Consider the following 18,974-nt stretch of genomic DNA (forward strand, 5'->3'; position numbering starts at 1 on the left):
GGCGGTAGTCGGGTCGTGGCCGAGCAGGAGGAGTTCCCGTGATCCCGATGTCGTACGCGCAACGCCGGTTGTGGTTCCTGAACCGGTTGGAAGGCCCGTCGTCGACCTACAACGCTCCAGTGGTGCTGGCCCTGTCCGGGGTGCCCGACCCCGAGGTGCTGACGGCGGCGCTCACCGACGTGGTCGAGCGGCACGAGGTGCTGCGTACCGCCTTCGCGATGGTCGACGGTGAGCCGGTGCAGCGGGTCCTGCCCACGGCCACCGTCGCGGTCCCGGTCCAGCGGTGCGCACCGCAGGAGGTCGACGCCGAGGTGCGGCGCTTCTGCGTCGGCACCTTCGACCTGGCCGAGCAGGGCCCGCTGCGGGTCCGGCTGTTCGTCGCCCGCCCCGACGAGTCGGTGCTGGTGCTGCTGCTGCACCACATCGCCACCGACGGGGCGTCGATCGCCCCGCTGCTGCGGGACCTGTCCACCGCGTACCGGGCCCGGCTGGCCGGTGCGGCACCGGACTGGGAACCGCTGCCGGTGCAGTACGCCGACTACACCCTCTGGCAGCGGGAACTGCTGGGGCAGGTGGACGATCCGGACAGCGAACTGTCCAGGTCCCTGGCCTGGTGGCGGGAGAACCTGGCCGGTTCCCCGTCGGCGCTGCCGCTGCCGTTCGACCGGCCCCGCGCGACGGGCGCCTCCGGGCGCGGCGGCACCGTCACCGGCCTGCTCGACGCCGACACCCACCGCCGCCTGGTCGACCTCGCCCGGTCCCAGCGGGCCAGCACCTTCATGACCATGCAGGCCGCCCTGGCCGCCGCCCTGACCCGGATCGGGTCGGGCACCGACGTACCGGTCGGCGCTCCGGTCGCCGGCCGCTCCGACGAGGCCCTGCACGATCTCGTCGGCTTCTTCGCCAACTCGGTGGTGCTGCGCACCGACGTCTCCGGCGACCCGACCTTCGTCGACCTGCTGGCCCGGGTACGCGACGCGGACCTGGCCGGGTACGCCCACGAGGAGGTGCCGTTCGACCTGGTGGTGGAGCAGCTCAACCCGGTCCGGGCACCGGGACAGCACCCGTTCTTCCAGGTGATGCTGACCGTCGGTACGCACACCCCGACCGACCTGCGCCTCGGTGACCTGCCCGCCCGGAGCCTCCCGGTCGATCTCGAGGTGGCCAAGTTCGACCTGACGGTCTACTGCACCGAGCTGCGCGACTCCGACGGCACACCGACCGGTGTGCAGGTGGAGTTCCAGTACCCGGTGGACCTGTTCGACCGTGCCACCGTGGAGTCGATGCTCGGCGTGTACCTGCGGCTGCTGCGGGCCGTGGCCCTCGCCCCGACCACCACGGTCGGTGCCCTCGACGTCGTCACCGACACCGAACGCGCCGGATTCGCCGAGCGGATCGCCCGGGTCGACGCCACCCGGGTACGTCGGCCGGACCTGCCGGACGACGGGCCGACGAGCCTGCGGGAGGAGATCCTCTGCGGGCTGTTCGCCGACGCGCTGGGCGTGGACCGCATCGGCCGCCACGACAGCTTCTTCCGCCGCGGCGGCCACAGCCTGCTCGCCATCAAACTGGTCAACCGGGTCCGGGCGGTGCTGGGCGTGGAGGTCGGGCTGCGAGATTTCTTCGTGGACCCCACGGTCGCCGGCCTGGACCGCCGGATCGGGACCCTGGCCGGGACCGGGGCGCGCCCGCCACTGGCCCCCGCGGTCCGGCCGGACCTGCTGCCGCTGTCGTACGCGCAACGCCGGTTGTGGTTCCTCGACGAGATGGGCGGGGCCAGCCGGATGTACAACATCCCGGTGGTGCTGCGCCTGCACCGGCCGCTGCAACCGGCGGCGCTGACCGAGGCGGTCCGCGACGTGGCGGACCGGCACGAGGTGCTGCGCACCGTGTACGCGGTCATCGACGGTGAGCCGTGCCAGGTCGTGCTGGACCGCGCCCAGCCCGAGGTGACCGTGCTGGACGTGCCGGTCGCCGACCTGCCTGCGGTGATCGACGCGGCGACCGGACACGTCTTCGACCTCGGCACCCAGATCCCGTTGCGGGTGTGGCTGCTGCGCTGTGACGACGGCGGTCAACTGCTTGTGGTGCTGGTGCACCACATCGCCGGTGACGGCTGGTCGACCGGGCCGCTGCTGCGGGATCTCGCCGTGGCCTACGAGGCGCGACTGGCCGGTACGGCGCCGGGCTGGGAGCCGCTGCCCGTGCAGTACGCCGACTACACGCTCTGGCAGCGTGATCTGCTCGGCGGTGCCGGAAATCCGGACAGCGCGCTGGCACGGCAGCTCGACTTCTGGCGCACCACGCTCGCCGGGGCACCGCAGGTCCTCGACCTGCCCGCAGACCGGCCCCGCCCGGCCCAGGCGAGCCACCGCGGTGACGTGGTGCCGTTCGGAATGGACGCGGATCTGCACCGTGCGGTGCTGCGTACGGCGCGCGACAGCGGTACGACGGTGTTCATGGTGTTGCAGGCCGCGTTCGCCGCCCTACTGTCCCGCATGGGCTCCGGCACCGACATCCCCATCGGCACCGTCGTCGCCGGACGCACCGACGAAGCCCTCGACAACCTCGTCGGATTCTTCGTCAACACCCTCGTCCTGCGTACTGACGTCTCCGGCGACCCCACCTTCACCGAGCTGCTCGCCCGGGTCCGCGACACCGACCTCGCCGCCTACGACAACCAGGACCTACCCTTCGAACGCCTCGTCGAGGAACTCAACCCGAACCGGTCCACCGCACACCACCCGCTGGTCCAGGTCACCCTGGTCCTGCAGAACACCGGCAGCGTGCAGAACGGCGCGGCCGGGCCGAGCGCGCTGGCCGGCACCGAGGTCCCGTTCGACACCGGCACCGCGAAGTTCGACCTCACCCTGGGAGTACGGGAGGAGTTCGACGGGGGTGCGCCCAAGGGCCTCAAGGGTGCGCTGGAGTACGCCGCCGACCTGTTCGACCCGGCCACGGCGCAGCTGCTGGCCGACCGCTTCGTCCAGCTGCTACGTGCGGTGACGGCGGACCCCGGCACCCGGATCGACGACCTCGACGTCCTCACCCCCGCCGAGCGCCGACGCTACGGCCCCGCGGCCGAACACGGCTGCCGGGCCGAGTCGGTCGGGCTCGCCGACCTGGTCGCGAGGCACGCCGCCGACAACCCGCAGGCCGTCGCGGTGGTGACCGGGTCCGACCGGATCCGGTACGCCGATCTGGACGCCGACGCCGACCGGCTCGCCGCGCACCTGGCCGCGCGCGGCGTACGTCGGGGGGACACCGTCGGTGTGCTCCTGGAGGCGGGTCCGACGTTGGCAGTGGCCGTGCTCGCCGCGCTGCGGGCCGGGGCGACGTACCTGCCGCTCGACCCGGCGGCACGCGATGACAGGCTGGCCGCCCACATCCGTACGGTCGTGCTCGCCGCGGTGGTGACCACGTCGGACCAGGCGACCCGGCTGGCCGGGCTGCGGGTCGGCCGTACGGTGCTGACCGACGTGGATGGTTGGCGTGAGCGGTCGGCCGCCCCACCGCCCGGGCCACGCGACCCCGGCGACGGGGCCGTCGTACTGGTGGTCGATGACGCGGACGGGCCGCGTGCGGTGCGATATCCGCATCGGGCACTGGTCGGCGCGGCACGGCGCGCCGGACTCGACACCGACGCCGCTCAGGTCTGGCTGGGGTGGGCCGCACCGGCCGGTGGCGAGTTCATGATGCCGCTGTGGTCCGCGTTGAGCACCGGAGCGACATGCGTGCTGCCGGCACCGACTCCGCCGTCCGCCGCCCGGCTGGCGCGGCTGGTCGCCGAGCAGGGCGTCACCAGCCTCACGGTCACCGCGGAGCTGTTCGCGCTGCTCGTCGAGGAACACCCACAGGTGCTGACCCGGCTACGGCAGATCCTTGTCACCGGTCGTACGGCGGCGGCCCACCTGGCCCTGGCCCGTGATCGTCATCCCACGCTGCGCCTGGTGCACGGGTACGGCGGCGTCGAGGGCGGATGGTGGGCGCTGGGCCGGGTGGTCGACACACCGCCGGTCGGTCCGGATGTGCCGGTGGCGCAGGACGGGCTGCGCTGTCACGTCCTCGACGGTCGGCTGCGGCCGGTGCCCGCCGGGGTCCGGGGCGAGTTGTTCCTGTGCGGTCCCGGACTCGCCGACGGCTACCCGGACCGGCCCGGTGCCACCGCCGCCCGCTTCGTCGCCGATGCGGGTGGTGGCCGGATGTTCGCCACCGGCACCTCGGCGAGTTGGTCCGCCGAGGGTGGCCTGCGGGTGCACGGGCCGGTCGCCGCGCCGACCTGCAACGGGGTGCCGGTCGACCCGCAGCGGGTGAGTACGGCGTTGATCAGCCATCCGTCGGTGCGCTGGGCGGTGGTGTCCGTCCGGGCAGAGGCCGATGGTGGCGAGCAGTTGGTGGCGCACGTCGTGCCGACGACGTCGTCGGTCGATGTCGCGCAGGTGCGGCGGCATGTCGCGCAGCTTCTGCCGGAGCACCTGGTGCCCGCGCGGGTCGTGGTGTTGACGACGGTTCCGCTCACCGGAGACGGTCGACTCGATCACCGTGCGCTGCCCGGCCCGGAGGACACCGGTGCCGGGAAGACCGCCCGGGATCCGCGCGAGGAGGTGCTGCGGGAAATCTTCTCGGAGTTGCTCGGTGGGCGTCCGGTCGGTTTCGACGACAACTTCTTCCGCATCGGCGGGCACTCGCTGCTGGCGGTGCGACTGGTCAACCGGATTCGGTCGACGTTGTCGGTCGAGGTGACGATCCGGGACGTGTTCCAGGCGCCGACCGTGGCGGCGCTCGTGGAACGGCTGACGGCCACCGTGACGCCGGCCCGGCCGACCCTGCGCCGTCGAGCCGGCGTGCGGTAGACCTGCCCCGGCGGCGGGAGCATCCTGCCGCGCCGACTGCCGCTGCCCCGGTGGTGTGCTGACTAGCCTGATGTCAGCGCACCGCCGGGGCTTTTTCCTTCCGGCGGGCCCTCTCCGCCGGCAGTCGACGGCCGGACGCGGCACCAGTTCTGTCCACTTTGGAGTTAGACACGCGACCGTCCGGGGCCCACCCCGTCCGCAAACCGCAGGAGGAAGTGCAATGCCATCGATCGACTACGCGGAACCGGTTGTCCAGGCCGGGCCGGGCCGCGACGACCGTCGGGCGAGCACGGTCCTCAACGGCGGGCCGCTCACCGGGCCGGTCGTCGGCGTGTCGCAGGCGTTCGCGCAGCGGGTCGCCGTCGACCCGGACCGCCCGGCCCTGGTCGCCGGGGCGACCCGCCTCAGCTACGCGGAGTTGGACGCGGCTGTCGCACTGCGCGCCGAACTGTTGCACGCCGAGGGTGCCGGACCTGGCCGGCTGGTGACCGTCTGCCGGGCCCGCAGTGTGGAGGCGATCGTCTCGGTCCTGGCCGTGCTGCGTACCGGAGCCGCATACCTGCCGCTGGACCCGGCTGCGCCGGCCGCCCGCAACGAGGCGATCCTCGCCGACGCCTGCGCGGGGACGCCGCCGGCCCTGGCCCAGGTGATCGCGCAGGGCGAGGTGGTGCTCAGCGGGGCAGGCGTGCCAGCCGGTACGGCCTACGTCATCTACACCTCCGGTTCCACCGGAACGCCCAACGGCGTCCTCGTCGGACAGGCCGCCCTGGCACACTTCGTCGCCGGAGCGACCTGCCGGTACGGTGTCACCGCCGACGACCGGATGCTCCAGTTCGCCCCCCTGCACTTTGACGCCAGCGTCGAGGAGATCTTCCTGACCCTCACCGCCGGCGGCACACTCGTGCTGCGCGACGACGACATGCTCGACGTACCGGCGCTGCTGGCCGGTTGTGTCCGACACGGGATCACCGTTCTGGACCTGCCGACGGCGTACTGGCACGAGCTGGCGTACGCGCTCGCCACCGGGGTCGCCGAACTACCCCCGACCCTCCAGACCGTGATCATCGGTGGTGAGGCGGCGCTACCCGAGCGGGTGGCCCGCTGGCGGCAGGCCGTCGGCGACCGGGTACGGCTGCTCAACACGTACGGGCCGACCGAGGCGACCGTGGTCGCGACGGTGGCCGACCTGTCCGGGCACGACGACGCCGACGAGGTTCCGATCGGGCTGCCCCTGCCCGGGGTGCGGGCGGCCGTCGTGGACGGTGAGCTGTGGCTGCTCGGCGGCGCGCTCGCTGACGGTTATCTGGGTCGCCCGGAACTGACCGCTGACCGGTTCACCACCCTTGGCGGGCAGCCCGCCTACCGCACGGGTGACCGGGTCCGGGTCCGGGACGACGGTCAACTGGACTACCTGGGCCGCCTCGACGACGAAGTCAAGATCAACGGGCACCGGATCGATCCGGCGGCCGTCGAGTCGGTCCTGCTCGGCCTCGACGGGGTGCGCGAATGCGCCGTCGTCGCCCAGGACCTCGGCAACGGCATGAAGCGCCTGGTGGCGTACGTGGCCGGCACGGTCAGCGCGGACGAGGTCCGCGGCTATCTCGCGCAGCGGCTGCCCGCCGCTGCGGTGCCCGGCGTGGTCCGGCTCGTGGGTGCCCTGCCCCGCAGCAGCACCGGCAAGATCGACCGGGGCACGCTGCGGGCCACTCCGGCGTCCGGGCCGGGTGGCCCCACTCCCGCCGAGCCGTTCGCCGGCTCGGGGTCGGCCGAGTACCTGCCCGAGGCCGGCGAGGAACTCATCCCGCTGTCCTACTCCCAACACCGGCTGTGGTTCCTCCACGCCATGGAGGGCCCGACCGCGACGTACAACATGCCGCTGGTGATCGAACTGGACGGGGTGCCGGACCAGCAGGCGCTGGCCGCTGCGCTGACCGACCTGGTGACCCGGCACGAGGTGCTGCGCACCGTGTACCCCTCGGTCGACGGCACACCCGTCCAGCGGATCCTCGACGACCCCGACCCCCGGCTGCTGGTCGTGCAGGACTGCCATGGCGACGACGTCGACACCCGGTTGGCCGAGTTCGTCGACGGCACCTTCGACATCGCGACGCAGCCGCCACTGCGGTCCCTGCTGCTCGTCGACACGCCGCAGCGCTCGGTGCTGGTGGTGCTGGTGCACCACATCGCCACCGACGGCTGGTCACTGGCCCCGATGCTGCGCGACCTGGAGATCGCCTACCGGGCCCGCCTGGCCGGAACGGAACCGGACTTCGAGCCGCTGCCCGTCCAGTACGCCGACTACGCCCTCTGGCAGCGGGAACTGCTCGGCGACGCCGACCAGCCGGAGAGCCTGATGGCGCGGCACCTGTCCTGGTGGCGCGAAACCCTTGCCGATCTGCCGGCCGTGCTCGATCTGCCACTGGACCGGCCCCGCCCGGTCGAGTTCGGCCACCGGGGCGCCTCGCTGTGCGCGGTCCTCGACGCCGACACCCACCAGCGCCTGCGCAACCTCGGCAACACCCACCAGGCCAGCGCGTTCATGCTCTTCCACGCCGCGCTCGCGGCCACCCTCACCCGGCTCGGCGTCGGCCCTGACGTGCCGGTCGGTACCCCCGTCGCCGGACGCGGCGACGAGGCGCTGCACGACCTCATCGGCTTCTTCGTCAACACCGCCGTGCTGCGCACCGACCTCTCCGACGACCCCAGCTTCGCCGACCTGGTCGTCCGGGTACGCGACAACGATCTCGCCGCGTACGCGCACGCCGAGGTCCCGTTCGACCTGCTGGTGGAGCGACTCAACCCGGTCCGGTCGCTGGCGCACCATCCGTTCTTCCAGGTGATGCTGACCGTCAACACGTCCACCCCGGACCAGCTGCGGATCCTCGACCTCGACGGCCGGATCGCCCCGGCCGGCCTCGACACCGCCAAGTTCGACCTCAGCTTGTCCTGCATCGCCACCGCCGACGACGCCGAGGTCGAAATCTGGCTCCAGTACGACGTGGACCTGTTCGACGCCGACACCGCGGCCCTGATGCTGGAGACGTACCTGCGGCTGCTGCGGGCCGCCACCACCGACCCGAGCACCCCGGTCAGCACCCTCGACGTGCTCACCGACGCCGAGCAGGCGGGCCTGGAGGAGCGGCGCCGCGCCGCCCGTACCCGCCCGGTCGCGGTTCCCGTATTCGTCGGCGGGCACGACGGCTGTCCCCGTACCCCGGTCCTGTGTGACCTGTTCGCCGAGGTGCTGAGCCTGCCCACGGTGGCCCCGGGCGACGATTTCTTCGCCCTCGGTGGACACTCCATGCTCGCGATCCGGCTGGTCAACCGGATCCGGTCGGTACTCGATGTCGAGGTCGGCATCCGCGACATCTTCCTCGCCCCCTCCCCTGCCGCGCTGGGTCACCGGATCGGCGAGCTGACCGCTCGGGAGCGGCTCGCGCTGGTGGCCGCGGCGCCGACGGAGCGGTTGCCGTTGTCGTACGCGCAGCACCGGCTGTGGTTCATCAACGAGCTGAACGGCCCCAGCGCCATCTACAACATCCCCGTCGCGATCCAACTCGACAACGACCTCGACGCGGAGGTTCTGGCCGCCGCCCTGGCCGACGTCATCCACCGCCAGGAGGCGCTGCGTACCGTCTTCCGCACCGTCGACGGCGAGCCCTACCAGGTCGTCCTCGACAACCCCGCTTCAGGGCTGACCGTCCTCGACCTCACCGCCGACGAGGTACCCGCAGCCGTCGAAGCCGCCGTCGGACATGTCTTCGACCTGAGTGCCGACCCGATGCTGAAGACCTGGCTGCTGCGCCCCGCCGACGCCGCCCAGGTATTGGTCGTGGTCCTGCACCACATCGCCGGGGACGGCTCCTCCATGGCTCCCCTGCTGCGTGACATCACCACCGCCTACCAGGCCCGCCTGGCAGGCCGCACGCCCGACTGGGCCCCACTGCCGGTCACCTACACCGACTACACCCTCTGGCAACGCGACCTCCTCGGCGACGCCGACGACCCCGACAGCCTGCTGAATCGGCAGTTGACCTTCTGGCGGGAGACGTTGACCGGGGCCCCCCAGGTAATCGACCTGCCCGCCGACCGGCCCCGACCGGCCCAGGCGAGCCACCGCGGGGGTGCGGTGCCGTTCCGGCTCGACGCGGACATGCACCGGGCGGTGCTGCGACTCGTCACTGACAGCGGCACGACCATCTTCATGGTGTTGCAGGCCGCGTTCGCCGCCCTGCTGTCCCGGATGGGTTCCGGCACCGACATCCCCATCGGCACCGTCGTCGCCGGACGCACCGACGAAGCCCTCGACAACCTCGTCGGATTCTTCGTCAACACCCTCGTCCTACGCACCAACCTCACCGGCAACCCCACCTTCACCGAACTACTCACCCGCGTCCGCGACACCGACCTCGCCGCCTACGACAACCAGGACCTCCCCTTCGAACGCCTCGTCGAAGAACTCAACCCCACCCGCACCACCGCACACCACCCCCTGTTCCAGATCATGCTGATGGTCGGCAACACCGCCCAGCCCGATCCCGACGGATCGCCCTTCGCCGGTACGGAGATCCCCTTCGACATCGGCACCGTCAAGTTCGACCTGACCCTCTCCATCCGCGAACAGGCGGACACCAGCGGCGCCCCCGCCGGACTGAACGGCTTCCTCGAGTACGCCACCGACCTGTTCGACGAGCACACCGCCGCGCTGCTGGCCGACCGGTTCGCCCGGCTACTGACCGCCGCCGTGGCCGACCCGCGCCGACGCGTCAGCGAGTTCGACCTGCTCAGCGACGAGGAGCGGGACCAGCTCCTCGTCGCCTACAACGACACCACCGTCCCGCCCACCCGGGGCTGCGTCCACGAAGCCTTCCAGGAGCAGGCCCGGCGCACCCCCGACCACACCGCCGTCACCTTCGGCGAACAACAACTCACCTACGCCGAAGTGAACCGACGCGCCAACAGGCTGGCCCACCGACTCGTCGCGGCCGGCGTCGCACCACAATCCACCGTCGGCGTCCTCATGCACCGTGGCGCCGACCTCGTCATCGCCAGCCTCGCCGTACTCAAGTGCGGAGCCGCCTACGTACCGGTCGGCACCACCCTGCCACCAGCCCGCGTACGCACCATCATGACCGACGCGAACGCCCCCGTACTCCTGGTCGACAGCCACGCCAGCACCAACCCCGCACTGGCCGAAGAGCACACACACGGCACCGTCGTCGTCGCCTTCGACAGCCCGACCGATGATCAGACCGGCAGTCGCGATGACGACCTGAACCTGCCGTTGGACGATCAGTCCCTGATGTACGTCATGTTCACCTCCGGCTCCACCGGTCGCCCCAAGGGCGTGGGTGTCACCCACCACAACGTTCGCGAACTCGTCAACGACCGCTGCTGGAACGCGGCACACCATCGGCGGATGCTTGTGCACTCCAACTACGGCTTCGACTCCTCCACCTACGAGATGTGGGTGCCGCTGCTGCTCGGCGGCGAACTCGTCATCGCGGCAGGCGAAGGCGCCGACCTGGCGGAGATCGCGCGCACCATCACCCGGTACGACGTCACCGCCGCCTACTTCACCATGGGCCTGTTCCACATCATGGCCGACGAAGGGCTGGACACCCTGGCCCGGTTGAAGGAGGTCTGGACCGGAGGTGACGTGGCCTCCCCCGCCGCCGTCGCGCGGGTGCTGGAACACTGCCCGGACACGGTGCTGGTGCACAGCTACGGCCCGACCGAGGTCACCTTCGCCTCCCACCAGCAGCGGTTCGACACCGACCGGGGCGAGTTCGGCGGGGTCCACCTGGGCCGGCCGCTGGACAACAACCGCACGTACGTGCTCGACGAGCGGCTGCGCCCGGTGCCCCTGGGCGGCACCGGCGAGCTGTATCTGGCCGGCGAGCAGGTCGCCCGCGGCTACCTTGGCCGGCCGGGGCTGACCGCCGAACGCTTCGTCGCCGACCCGTTCGACCCGGCCGGCGGCCGGATGTACCGCACCGGTGACCTCGTCGCCTGGAACGGTCGGGGTGAGCTGCGCTTCGTCGGCCGCGCGGACGGGCAGGTCAAACTCCGCGGCTTCCGCATCGAACTCGCCGAGATCGAAGCCACCATCACCGCGGATCCGGCCATCGGTCAGGTCGCCGTGATCGTCCGCGAGGACCGGCCCGGCGACAAGCGGCTCGTCGCGTACATCGCGCCCGCCCACGGGGCAGCCGCCCGCACCGACGCCGACTGGGAGGCGGCCGTACGGCAACGAACCGCACGGACCCTGCCCGACTACATGGTCCCCTCGGCGGTGGTGGTCCTTGATCAGCTACCGGTCACCGTCAACGGCAAACTCGACCGCCGCGCCCTGCCCGCCCCCCAGCAGCAGCAGCGCGTCGGCCGTGCCGCCCGCACCCCGAACGAGGAGCTCATGTGCGACCTCTTCGCCGAGGTCCTCGGAGTTCCCACGGTCGGCATCGACGACGGCTTCTTCACTCTCGGCGGACACTCTCTGCTGGCCACCAGACTGGTGAACCGGATCCGGGCGGTCTTCGCAACGGAGATCGGTGTCCGGGACGTCTTCGGAACGCCGACCCCGCTTGGGCTTCTCGACCGGATCCGTGAGCTGGCCGGTACGCCCGTGCGGCCTGCGCTGGTGGCGTCCACACCGGATGGCCCGGTGCCGTTGTCCTACGCGCAGCGCCGTCTCTGGTTCCTCGGGGAACTCGACGGCCCGAGTGCGATCTACAACATCCCCGTCGCCATCCGACTGGACCAGGCGATCGACCCGGACGTCCTGGCGGCGGCCCTCGCCGACGTCGTCGAACGGCAGGAGGTGCTGCGCACCGTCTACCAGGTCACCGACGGCGAGCCCCATCAGGTCGTTCTCGACGGGGTACGCCCCGAGGTGACCGTGCGGGACCTGACCCCCGACGAGGTGTCGGCGGCGGTGGACGCGGCGGCCGGACACGTCTTCGACCTGGCCACGCAGATCCCCGTACGGGTCTGGCTGCTGCGCCCGGCCGGTGCGCCCCAGGTGTTGGTGGTGGTCCTGCACCACATCGCCGGTGACGGCATGTCGATGGCACCGCTGCTGCGGGACCTGTCGACGGCGTACGCAGCGCGGACCGTGGAACAGCAACCGCAGTGGGCGCCCCTGCCGGTACGGTACGTCGACTACACCCTCTGGCAGCGGGATCTGCTCGGCGCGGCCGACGACCCGGACAGCCTCCTGGCCCGGCAGCTCGACTTCTGGCGGCACACTCTGGCCGGCGCACCGCAGGTGCTGGAGTTGCCCGCCGACCGGCCCCGCCCGGCGCGGGCCAGCCACCAGGGCGACGGCGTCCCGTTCACTGTGGACCCGGCCACCCATGCCGCGCTGCGTCAGGTGGCCCGTGCCGCCGGCACGTCGATGTTCATGGTGATGCAGGCCGCCTTCGCGGTGCTGCTGTCCCGGACGGGCTCCGGCACCGACATCCCCATCGGCACCGTGGTGGCGGGTCGGGACGACGAGGCCCTCGACGACCTGGTCGGGTTCTTCGTCAACACCCTCGTGCTGCGGACCGATGTCTCCGGTGCCCCCACCTTCACCGAACTGCTGGCCCGGGTTCGGGAGACCGACCTGGCCGCATACGAGCACCAGGACATTCCCTTCGAGCGTCTCGTCGAGGAGCTCAACCCGGCCCGCACCACCGCGCATCACCCGCTGTTCCAGGTGATGCTGATGGTCCGGAACGCCGTCGGGGCCGATTCCGACGGATCCCCGTTCGCCGGCACCGAGGTCGGGTTCGAGATGGGCACCGTCAAGTTCGACCTGACCCTCTCCGTCGCCGAACGGCAGGACCCCACCGGCGCCCCCGACGGGATGGACGGCATCCTCGAGTACGCCTCCGACCTGTTCGACACCGAGACGGTCCACGACCTCTGCGCCACCTTCATCCGGCTGCTCGGCGCATTCGCCACCGCACCCGACGCCCCCGTCGGGCGGCACGACCTGCTCACCGCCGACCAGCGTCACACCCTGCTGAACACCTTCAACGACACCGGGGTTTCCGCACCGGACCTGCGGGTCACCGAGGTGTTCGCCCACCAGGTCGCCACCGGCCCGGACCGGATCGCGCTTATCGACGGCGACACCCGGATGACGTACGCCGAACTCGACATCGCCGCCGACCGGCTCGCCCGGCATCTCGTGACGGTCGGCGTACGGCGCGGGGACATCGTGGGGGTGCTGCTGGAGCGTGGCCTGCCGATGGCCGTCGCCGTCCTCGCCACGCTGCGCGCCGGTGCCGCGTACGCCCTGCTCGATCCGGAATTTCCGGACGCCCGGCTGACCGCCCTGGCCGACGACGCCGCACCGGCCGCGCTGGTCACCGCGAACGACCTGGCCGGTCGGCTCGGCACGGCGCGTCCCGCAGTCACCGTGCTGGTCGACGAGGCAGGCGCCGTCCCCGGTGCGGCACCGGCGGATGTGCCCGCCCTACCTGCCGGCGACCCCGGGGACCCGGCCTGCATCATGTTCACCTCCGGCTCCACCGGAACGCCCAAGGGGGCGCTCGCGTCCCACCGGGCCATCGTCGGAACCCTCACCGGACAGGACTTCGTCGACTTCGGACCGGACCAGGTGTGGTTGCAGAGCGCGCCGGTCTCCTGGGACGCGTTCGCGCTGGACTTCTGGGGCCCGCTGCTGCACGGCGCCAGCTGCGTGCTGCACCCCGGCCAGCGGCCGGAGCCGGCCCGGATCGCCGAGCTGGTCGCCCGCCACGGGATCACCACCATGTGGCTGTCGGCCGGGCTGTTCAACGTCATGCTCGACGAGTACCCCGACACGCTCGCCGCCGCCGGGCAGGTGATGACCGGTGGTGAGGCGCCCTCGGTGGAGCACCTGGCCCGGGCCCGCCGTCTGCTGCCCCGACAGCGCCTGATCCACGCGTACGGGCCGGTGGAGAGCATGATCTTCACCAACTGCCACCAGGTCCAGGCACCGCCTGACCATGCGCCGGTCCCGGTCGGTGCGCCACTTGTCAACCGCGCCTGCTACATCCTCGACGATGAGCTGCGGCCGGTCCCGGTCGGCGTCACCGGCGAGATCTATGTCGCCGGTACCGGGCTGGCCGACGGGTACCTGCGCCAGACCGCGCTGACCGCCGAGCGCTTCGTCGCCAACCCGTTCGATCCAGCCGGCGCCCGGATGTATCGCACCGGCGACCTGGCCCGCTGGACCCGCGATGGCGCGGTGGCGATCGTCGGACGGGCCGACGACCAGGTCAAGATCCGGGGATTCCGGATCGAGCCCGGTGAGATCGCGGCGGTGCTCGCCCGACAGCCTGGCGTCGGCGGGGTGGCCGTGATCGTTCGTGAGGACCGGCCCGGCGACAAACGGCTCGTGGCGTACCTGACGCCCGCTGTGGAGGGGTCGGAGCTGGACGAGGCCGAGCTGCGCCGCGCCGCGGCCGAGACACTCCCCGCTCATCTGGTGCCGGCCGCCTTCGTGGTGCTGGAGCGGCTGCCGTTGGCCGCCAACGGCAAACTCGACCGTCGCGCCCTGCCCGCACCGCAATACGGCCAGAGCACCGGACGTGCCCCCCGTACTCCCAACGAGCACCTCATGTGCGACCTGTTCGCCGAGGCCCTGGTCGTCCCCGCAGTCGGCGTCGACGACGGCTTCTTCGACCTCGGCGGACACTCACTGCTCGCCACCAGACTGGTGAACCGGATCCGGGTGGTCTTCCGCACCGAGATCGGGGTGCGGGACGTGTTCCAGGCTCCGACCCCGGCCGGACTGCTGCACCGCATCCGGGAACTGGCTGGCACGCCCGTACGGCCCGCGCTGGTGGCAACCGAGTCGACCGGTCCGGTGCCGCTGTCGTACGCCCAGCACCGGCTCTGGTTCATCAACGAACTCAACGGCCCCAGCGCTGTCTACAACATCCCCGTCGCACTCCAACTGGACCACGACCTCGACGCGGACGTCCTGGCCGCCGCCCTGACCGACGTCCTGCACCGCCAGGACGCCCTGCGTACGGTCTTCCGCACCATCGACGGCGAACCCCACCAGGTCATCCTCGATGACCCCGGACCAGGACTGACCGTTGAGGACCTCACCCCCGACCAGCTACCCGCGGCCGTCGAGGCCGCTGTCGGACACGTCTTCGACCTCAGCACCGATCCGATGCTGAAGACCTGGCTCCTCCGACCCACCGGCGCTCCCCAGGTGCTGGTCGTCGTCCTCCACCACATCGCCGGCGACGGCGCCTCCATGGCACCCCTGCTGCGCGACCTCACCGTCGCCTACCAGGCCCGCGCCGCCGGCCACGCACCCGGCTGGACTCCGCTGCCGGTCAGCTACACCGACTACACCCGCTGGCAACGGGATCTCCTCGGCGACGCGAACGCCCCCGACAGCCTGCTCGCCGGGCAACTCGACTACTGGCGCACCACCCTCGCCGACGCGCCGCAGGTCCTGGACCTCCCGGCCGACCGGCCGAGGCCGGCCCGTGCCAGTCACCGTGGCGACGCCGTCCGGTTCACCCTGGACGCGGCCGGCCATGCGGCGCTGCTGCGGGTGGCCCGCACCACCGGTACGTCGGTGTTCATGGTGTTGCAGGCCGCGTTCGCCGCCCTGCTGTCCCGAATGGGCTCCGGCACCGACATCCCCATCGGCACCGTCGTCGCCGGACGCACCGACGAAGCCCTCGACAACCTCGTCGGATTCTTCGTCAACACCCTCGTCCTACGCACCAACCTCACCGGCAACCCCACCTTCACCGAACTACTCACCCGCGTCCGCGACACCGACCTCGCCGCCTACGACAACCAGGACCTCCCCTTCGAACGCCTCGTCGAAGAACTCAACCCCACCCGCACCACCGCACACCACCCCCTGTTCCAGATCATGCTGATGGTCAACAACACCGCTCCGACCGACACCACGGGTTCACCCTTCGCCGGCAGCGACATCCCGTTGGCCATCGGTACCGTCAAGTTCGACCTGACCCTGTCCGTCGGTGAGCTGACCGACGCCACCGGCGCACCCGCCGGACTCGACGGCGCCCTCGAATACGCCACCGACCTGTTCGACGAGCACACCGCCGCACTCCTCGCCGGACGACTCACCCGACTGCTGCACTCGGCCGTCGCCGACCCGCAACAGCGCGTCGGTGAACTGGACCTCCTCAGCGCTGAGGAACGCCACCAACTCCTCGTCGCCTACAACGACACCACCGTCCCGCCCACCCGAGGCTGCGTCCACGAAGCCTTCCAGGAGCAGGCCCGGCGCACCCCCGACCACACCGCCGTCACCTTCGGCGAGCAGCGGATCAGCTACGCCGAGCTGAACCGACGCGCCAACAGGCTGGCCCACCGTCTGATCGCGGCCGGCGTCACACCCCAGTCCACCGTCGGCGTCCTGATGCACCGGGGTGCGGATCTGATCGCGGCCAGCCTGGCGGTCCTCAAGTGCGGTGCGGCGTACGTGCCGGTCGGGAGCACCCTCCCACCGGCCCGGGTACGCACGATCATGACGGACTCGGCGGCTCCGGTGCTGCTGGTCGACCGGCACGCCGAGACCAACCCGGCCCAGGACGCGGAGCGGGAGCACGGCACCGTGATCGTGCCCTTCGACGGCCCGACCGGTGGCCGCGACGACGACCTGAACCTGCCCCTGGACGACCGCTCCCTGATGTACGTCATGTTCACCTCCGGCTCCACCGGCCGGCCCAAGGGGGTCGGAGTCACCCACCACAACGTCCGCGAACTCGCCGCCGACCGTTGCTGGAACGCCGCCCACCACCGCCGGATGCTCGTCCACTCGAACTACGGCTTCGACTCCTCCACCTACGAGATGTGGGTACCACTACTCCTCGGCGGCGAACTCGTCATCGCCCCCGGAGAAGGCGCCGACCTGGCAGAACTAGCCGACACCATCACCCGGCACCAGATCACCGCCGCCTACTTCACCATGGGCCTGTTCCACATCATGGCCGACGAGGGACTCGACACCCTCGCCCGACTCGAAGAGGTCTGGACCGGCGGCGACACCGCCTCACCAGCCGCCATGCAGCGAGTCCTCGACCACTGCCCCAACACCGTCGTCGTCCACAGCTACGGCCCCACCGAAGTCACCTTCGCCTCACACCACCAGCGCTTCGACACCAACCGCAGCGAGTTCCCCGGCATCCACCTGGGCCGTCCCCTCGACAACAACCGCACCTACGTCCTGGACGAACACCTCAACCCCGTACCCCTCGGCGCCACCGGCGAGCTCTATCTCGCCGGCGACCAGGTCGCCCGCGGCTACCTCGGACGGCCGGGGCTGACCGCCGAGCGCTTCGTCGCCGACCCGTACGACCCCGACGGCGCTCGCATGTACCGCACCGGCGATCTCGTCGCCTGGACCAGCCAGGGTCGACTCCGCTTCATCGGTCGAGCCGACGGTCAGGTCAAGATCCGGGGCTTCCGCATCGAACCGGCCGAGATCGAAGCCACCATCGGCGAGGACCCCGGCATCGGGCAGGTCGCCGTCGTCGTCCGCGAGGACCGGCCAGGCGACAAGCGACTCGTCGCCTACGTCGTCCCCACCCAGGCGGCCGCCCCACGCGACTGGGAGGCGACCGTACGTCAGCTCACCGCCCGCACGTTGCCCGACTTCATGGTGCCGAACGCGGTGGTGGTACTCGACCAACTCCCCGTCACCGCCAACGGCAAACTCGACAGGCGTGCCCTGCCCGCCCCTCAGCAGGGACAACGCAGCGGACGAGCCCCCCGGACCCCCGACGAACACCTGATGTGCGGCCTGTTCGCCGAAACCCTCGACGTCGCAGCGGTCAACGTCGACGACAACTTCTTCGAACTCGGCGGACACTCACTGCTCGCCACCAAGCTGGTCAGCCGGATCCGCGACACGATGGGTCTCGACATCCGGGTCCGCGACCTGTTCGACCGGCCGACCGTCGCCGGGCTGCTCGACGGCACGCGGCGCGGGGAAGCCTCCGAGGTCCTGGTGCCGCTGCAACCGTCCGGTGGACACCGCCCGCTGTTCTGTGTCCACCCCGGCGCCGGCATGAGCTGGTCGTACGCCGGACTCGCCCGGCACCTCGGCCCGGAGCAGCCGATCTACGGCCTCCAGACCCGGGCGCTGAGCCTGCCCGGCTACCGGGCCGCAGGAGTAGCCGAGTTGGCCGAGGAGTACCTGACGGAGATCCGTCGGGTGCAACCGCACGGCCCGTACCGGCTGCTCGGCTGGTCCTTCGGCGGGGTCGTCGCACACGCGATGGCCACTGCGCTGCAACAGACCGGCGAGGAGGTCGAACTGCTGGCCATGATGGACGCCTACCCGGTGTCCGTCGAGGAGGCGGCCCGGCCGCGCACCGAGCGCGAGACCATGCTGATGCTGCTCGGCGACGACGACGGAGAGACCGGTGAGCTGCCGGACGGGCTCCTCGACCGGTACGACCCGGCGGCGGTGGTCGAGGTCCTGCGCCGGCGCGACCCGGTGCTCGCCGGTTTCACCCCCGGGGAGGTCCACGCCCTGGTCCGGGCCGCAGTCAACCACGCCGACATCATGGCCGCGTACCGGCCCGGGATGGTCGCCGGTGACCTGCTGTTCTTCTCCGCCGGCCGGGCCGGCGTGGCCGACGGCCCGGCACCGAAACTGTGGGAAGAGCACTTCAGCGGCGTCATCGAGTGGCACGACGTGGCCACCACTCATCTTCGGATGACCGAACGGGAACCACTCGCGGAAATCGGCGAGAAGCTCGCCGCAAGACTTGCCGAATTGGCATAAGAGAACTCCGGAAACCTTCGAGAAGGGAAATGACATGGCGAATCCGTTCGACGACGAGAACGGCACGTTCCTGGTGCTGGTGAACGCCGAGGCCCAGCACAGCCTCTGGCCGGTCTTCGCCGCCGTACCCGGCGGCTGGCAGACGGCCTTCGGGCCGGCCGGCCGGGCGGAGTGCCTGGCGCACGTGGAGAGCTCCTGGACCGACATCCGACCGCGGAGCCTGGTGGCGCAGTACGCGTAACGAAACGCCAGGTCAGATCACCTCCAGCGGCCCCTGCTCACCTCGTGAGCAGGGGCCGCTCAGTCGTGTCCACACGCCGGTCACTGCCGCTTCGACTGCCCGCCTTTCTGCC

General features: G+C 71.3%; 3 protein-coding genes. All 3 read left to right on the plus strand.

Annotation, left to right across the window (positions count from 1 at the left end; genetic code table 11):
* Nucleotides 1-47: 47 nt before the first annotated feature.
* Nucleotides 48-4,853 (plus strand): condensation domain-containing protein, encoded by a 4,806-nt coding sequence (locus tag Vgi01_RS23375; protein WP_239089127.1) that lies wholly within the window; start codon nt 48-50, stop codon nt 4,851-4,853.
* Nucleotides 4,854-5,073: 220 nt separating this feature from the next.
* The gene (locus Vgi01_RS23380; protein WP_204292379.1) at nt 5,074-18,621 is read left to right on the plus strand and encodes a non-ribosomal peptide synthetase; all 13,548 of its coding nucleotides are present in this window, start codon (nt 5,074-5,076) and stop codon (nt 18,619-18,621) included.
* Nucleotides 18,622-18,655: 34 nt separating this feature from the next.
* Nucleotides 18,656-18,862 (plus strand): MbtH family protein, encoded by a 207-nt coding sequence (locus Vgi01_RS23385; protein ID WP_204292380.1) that lies wholly within the window; start codon nt 18,656-18,658, stop codon nt 18,860-18,862.
* Nucleotides 18,863-18,974 lie beyond the last annotated feature (112 nt).

This window comes from Micromonospora gifhornensis (assembly GCF_016863515.1).
Taxonomy (GTDB): domain Bacteria; phylum Actinomycetota; class Actinomycetes; order Mycobacteriales; family Micromonosporaceae; genus Micromonospora; species Micromonospora gifhornensis.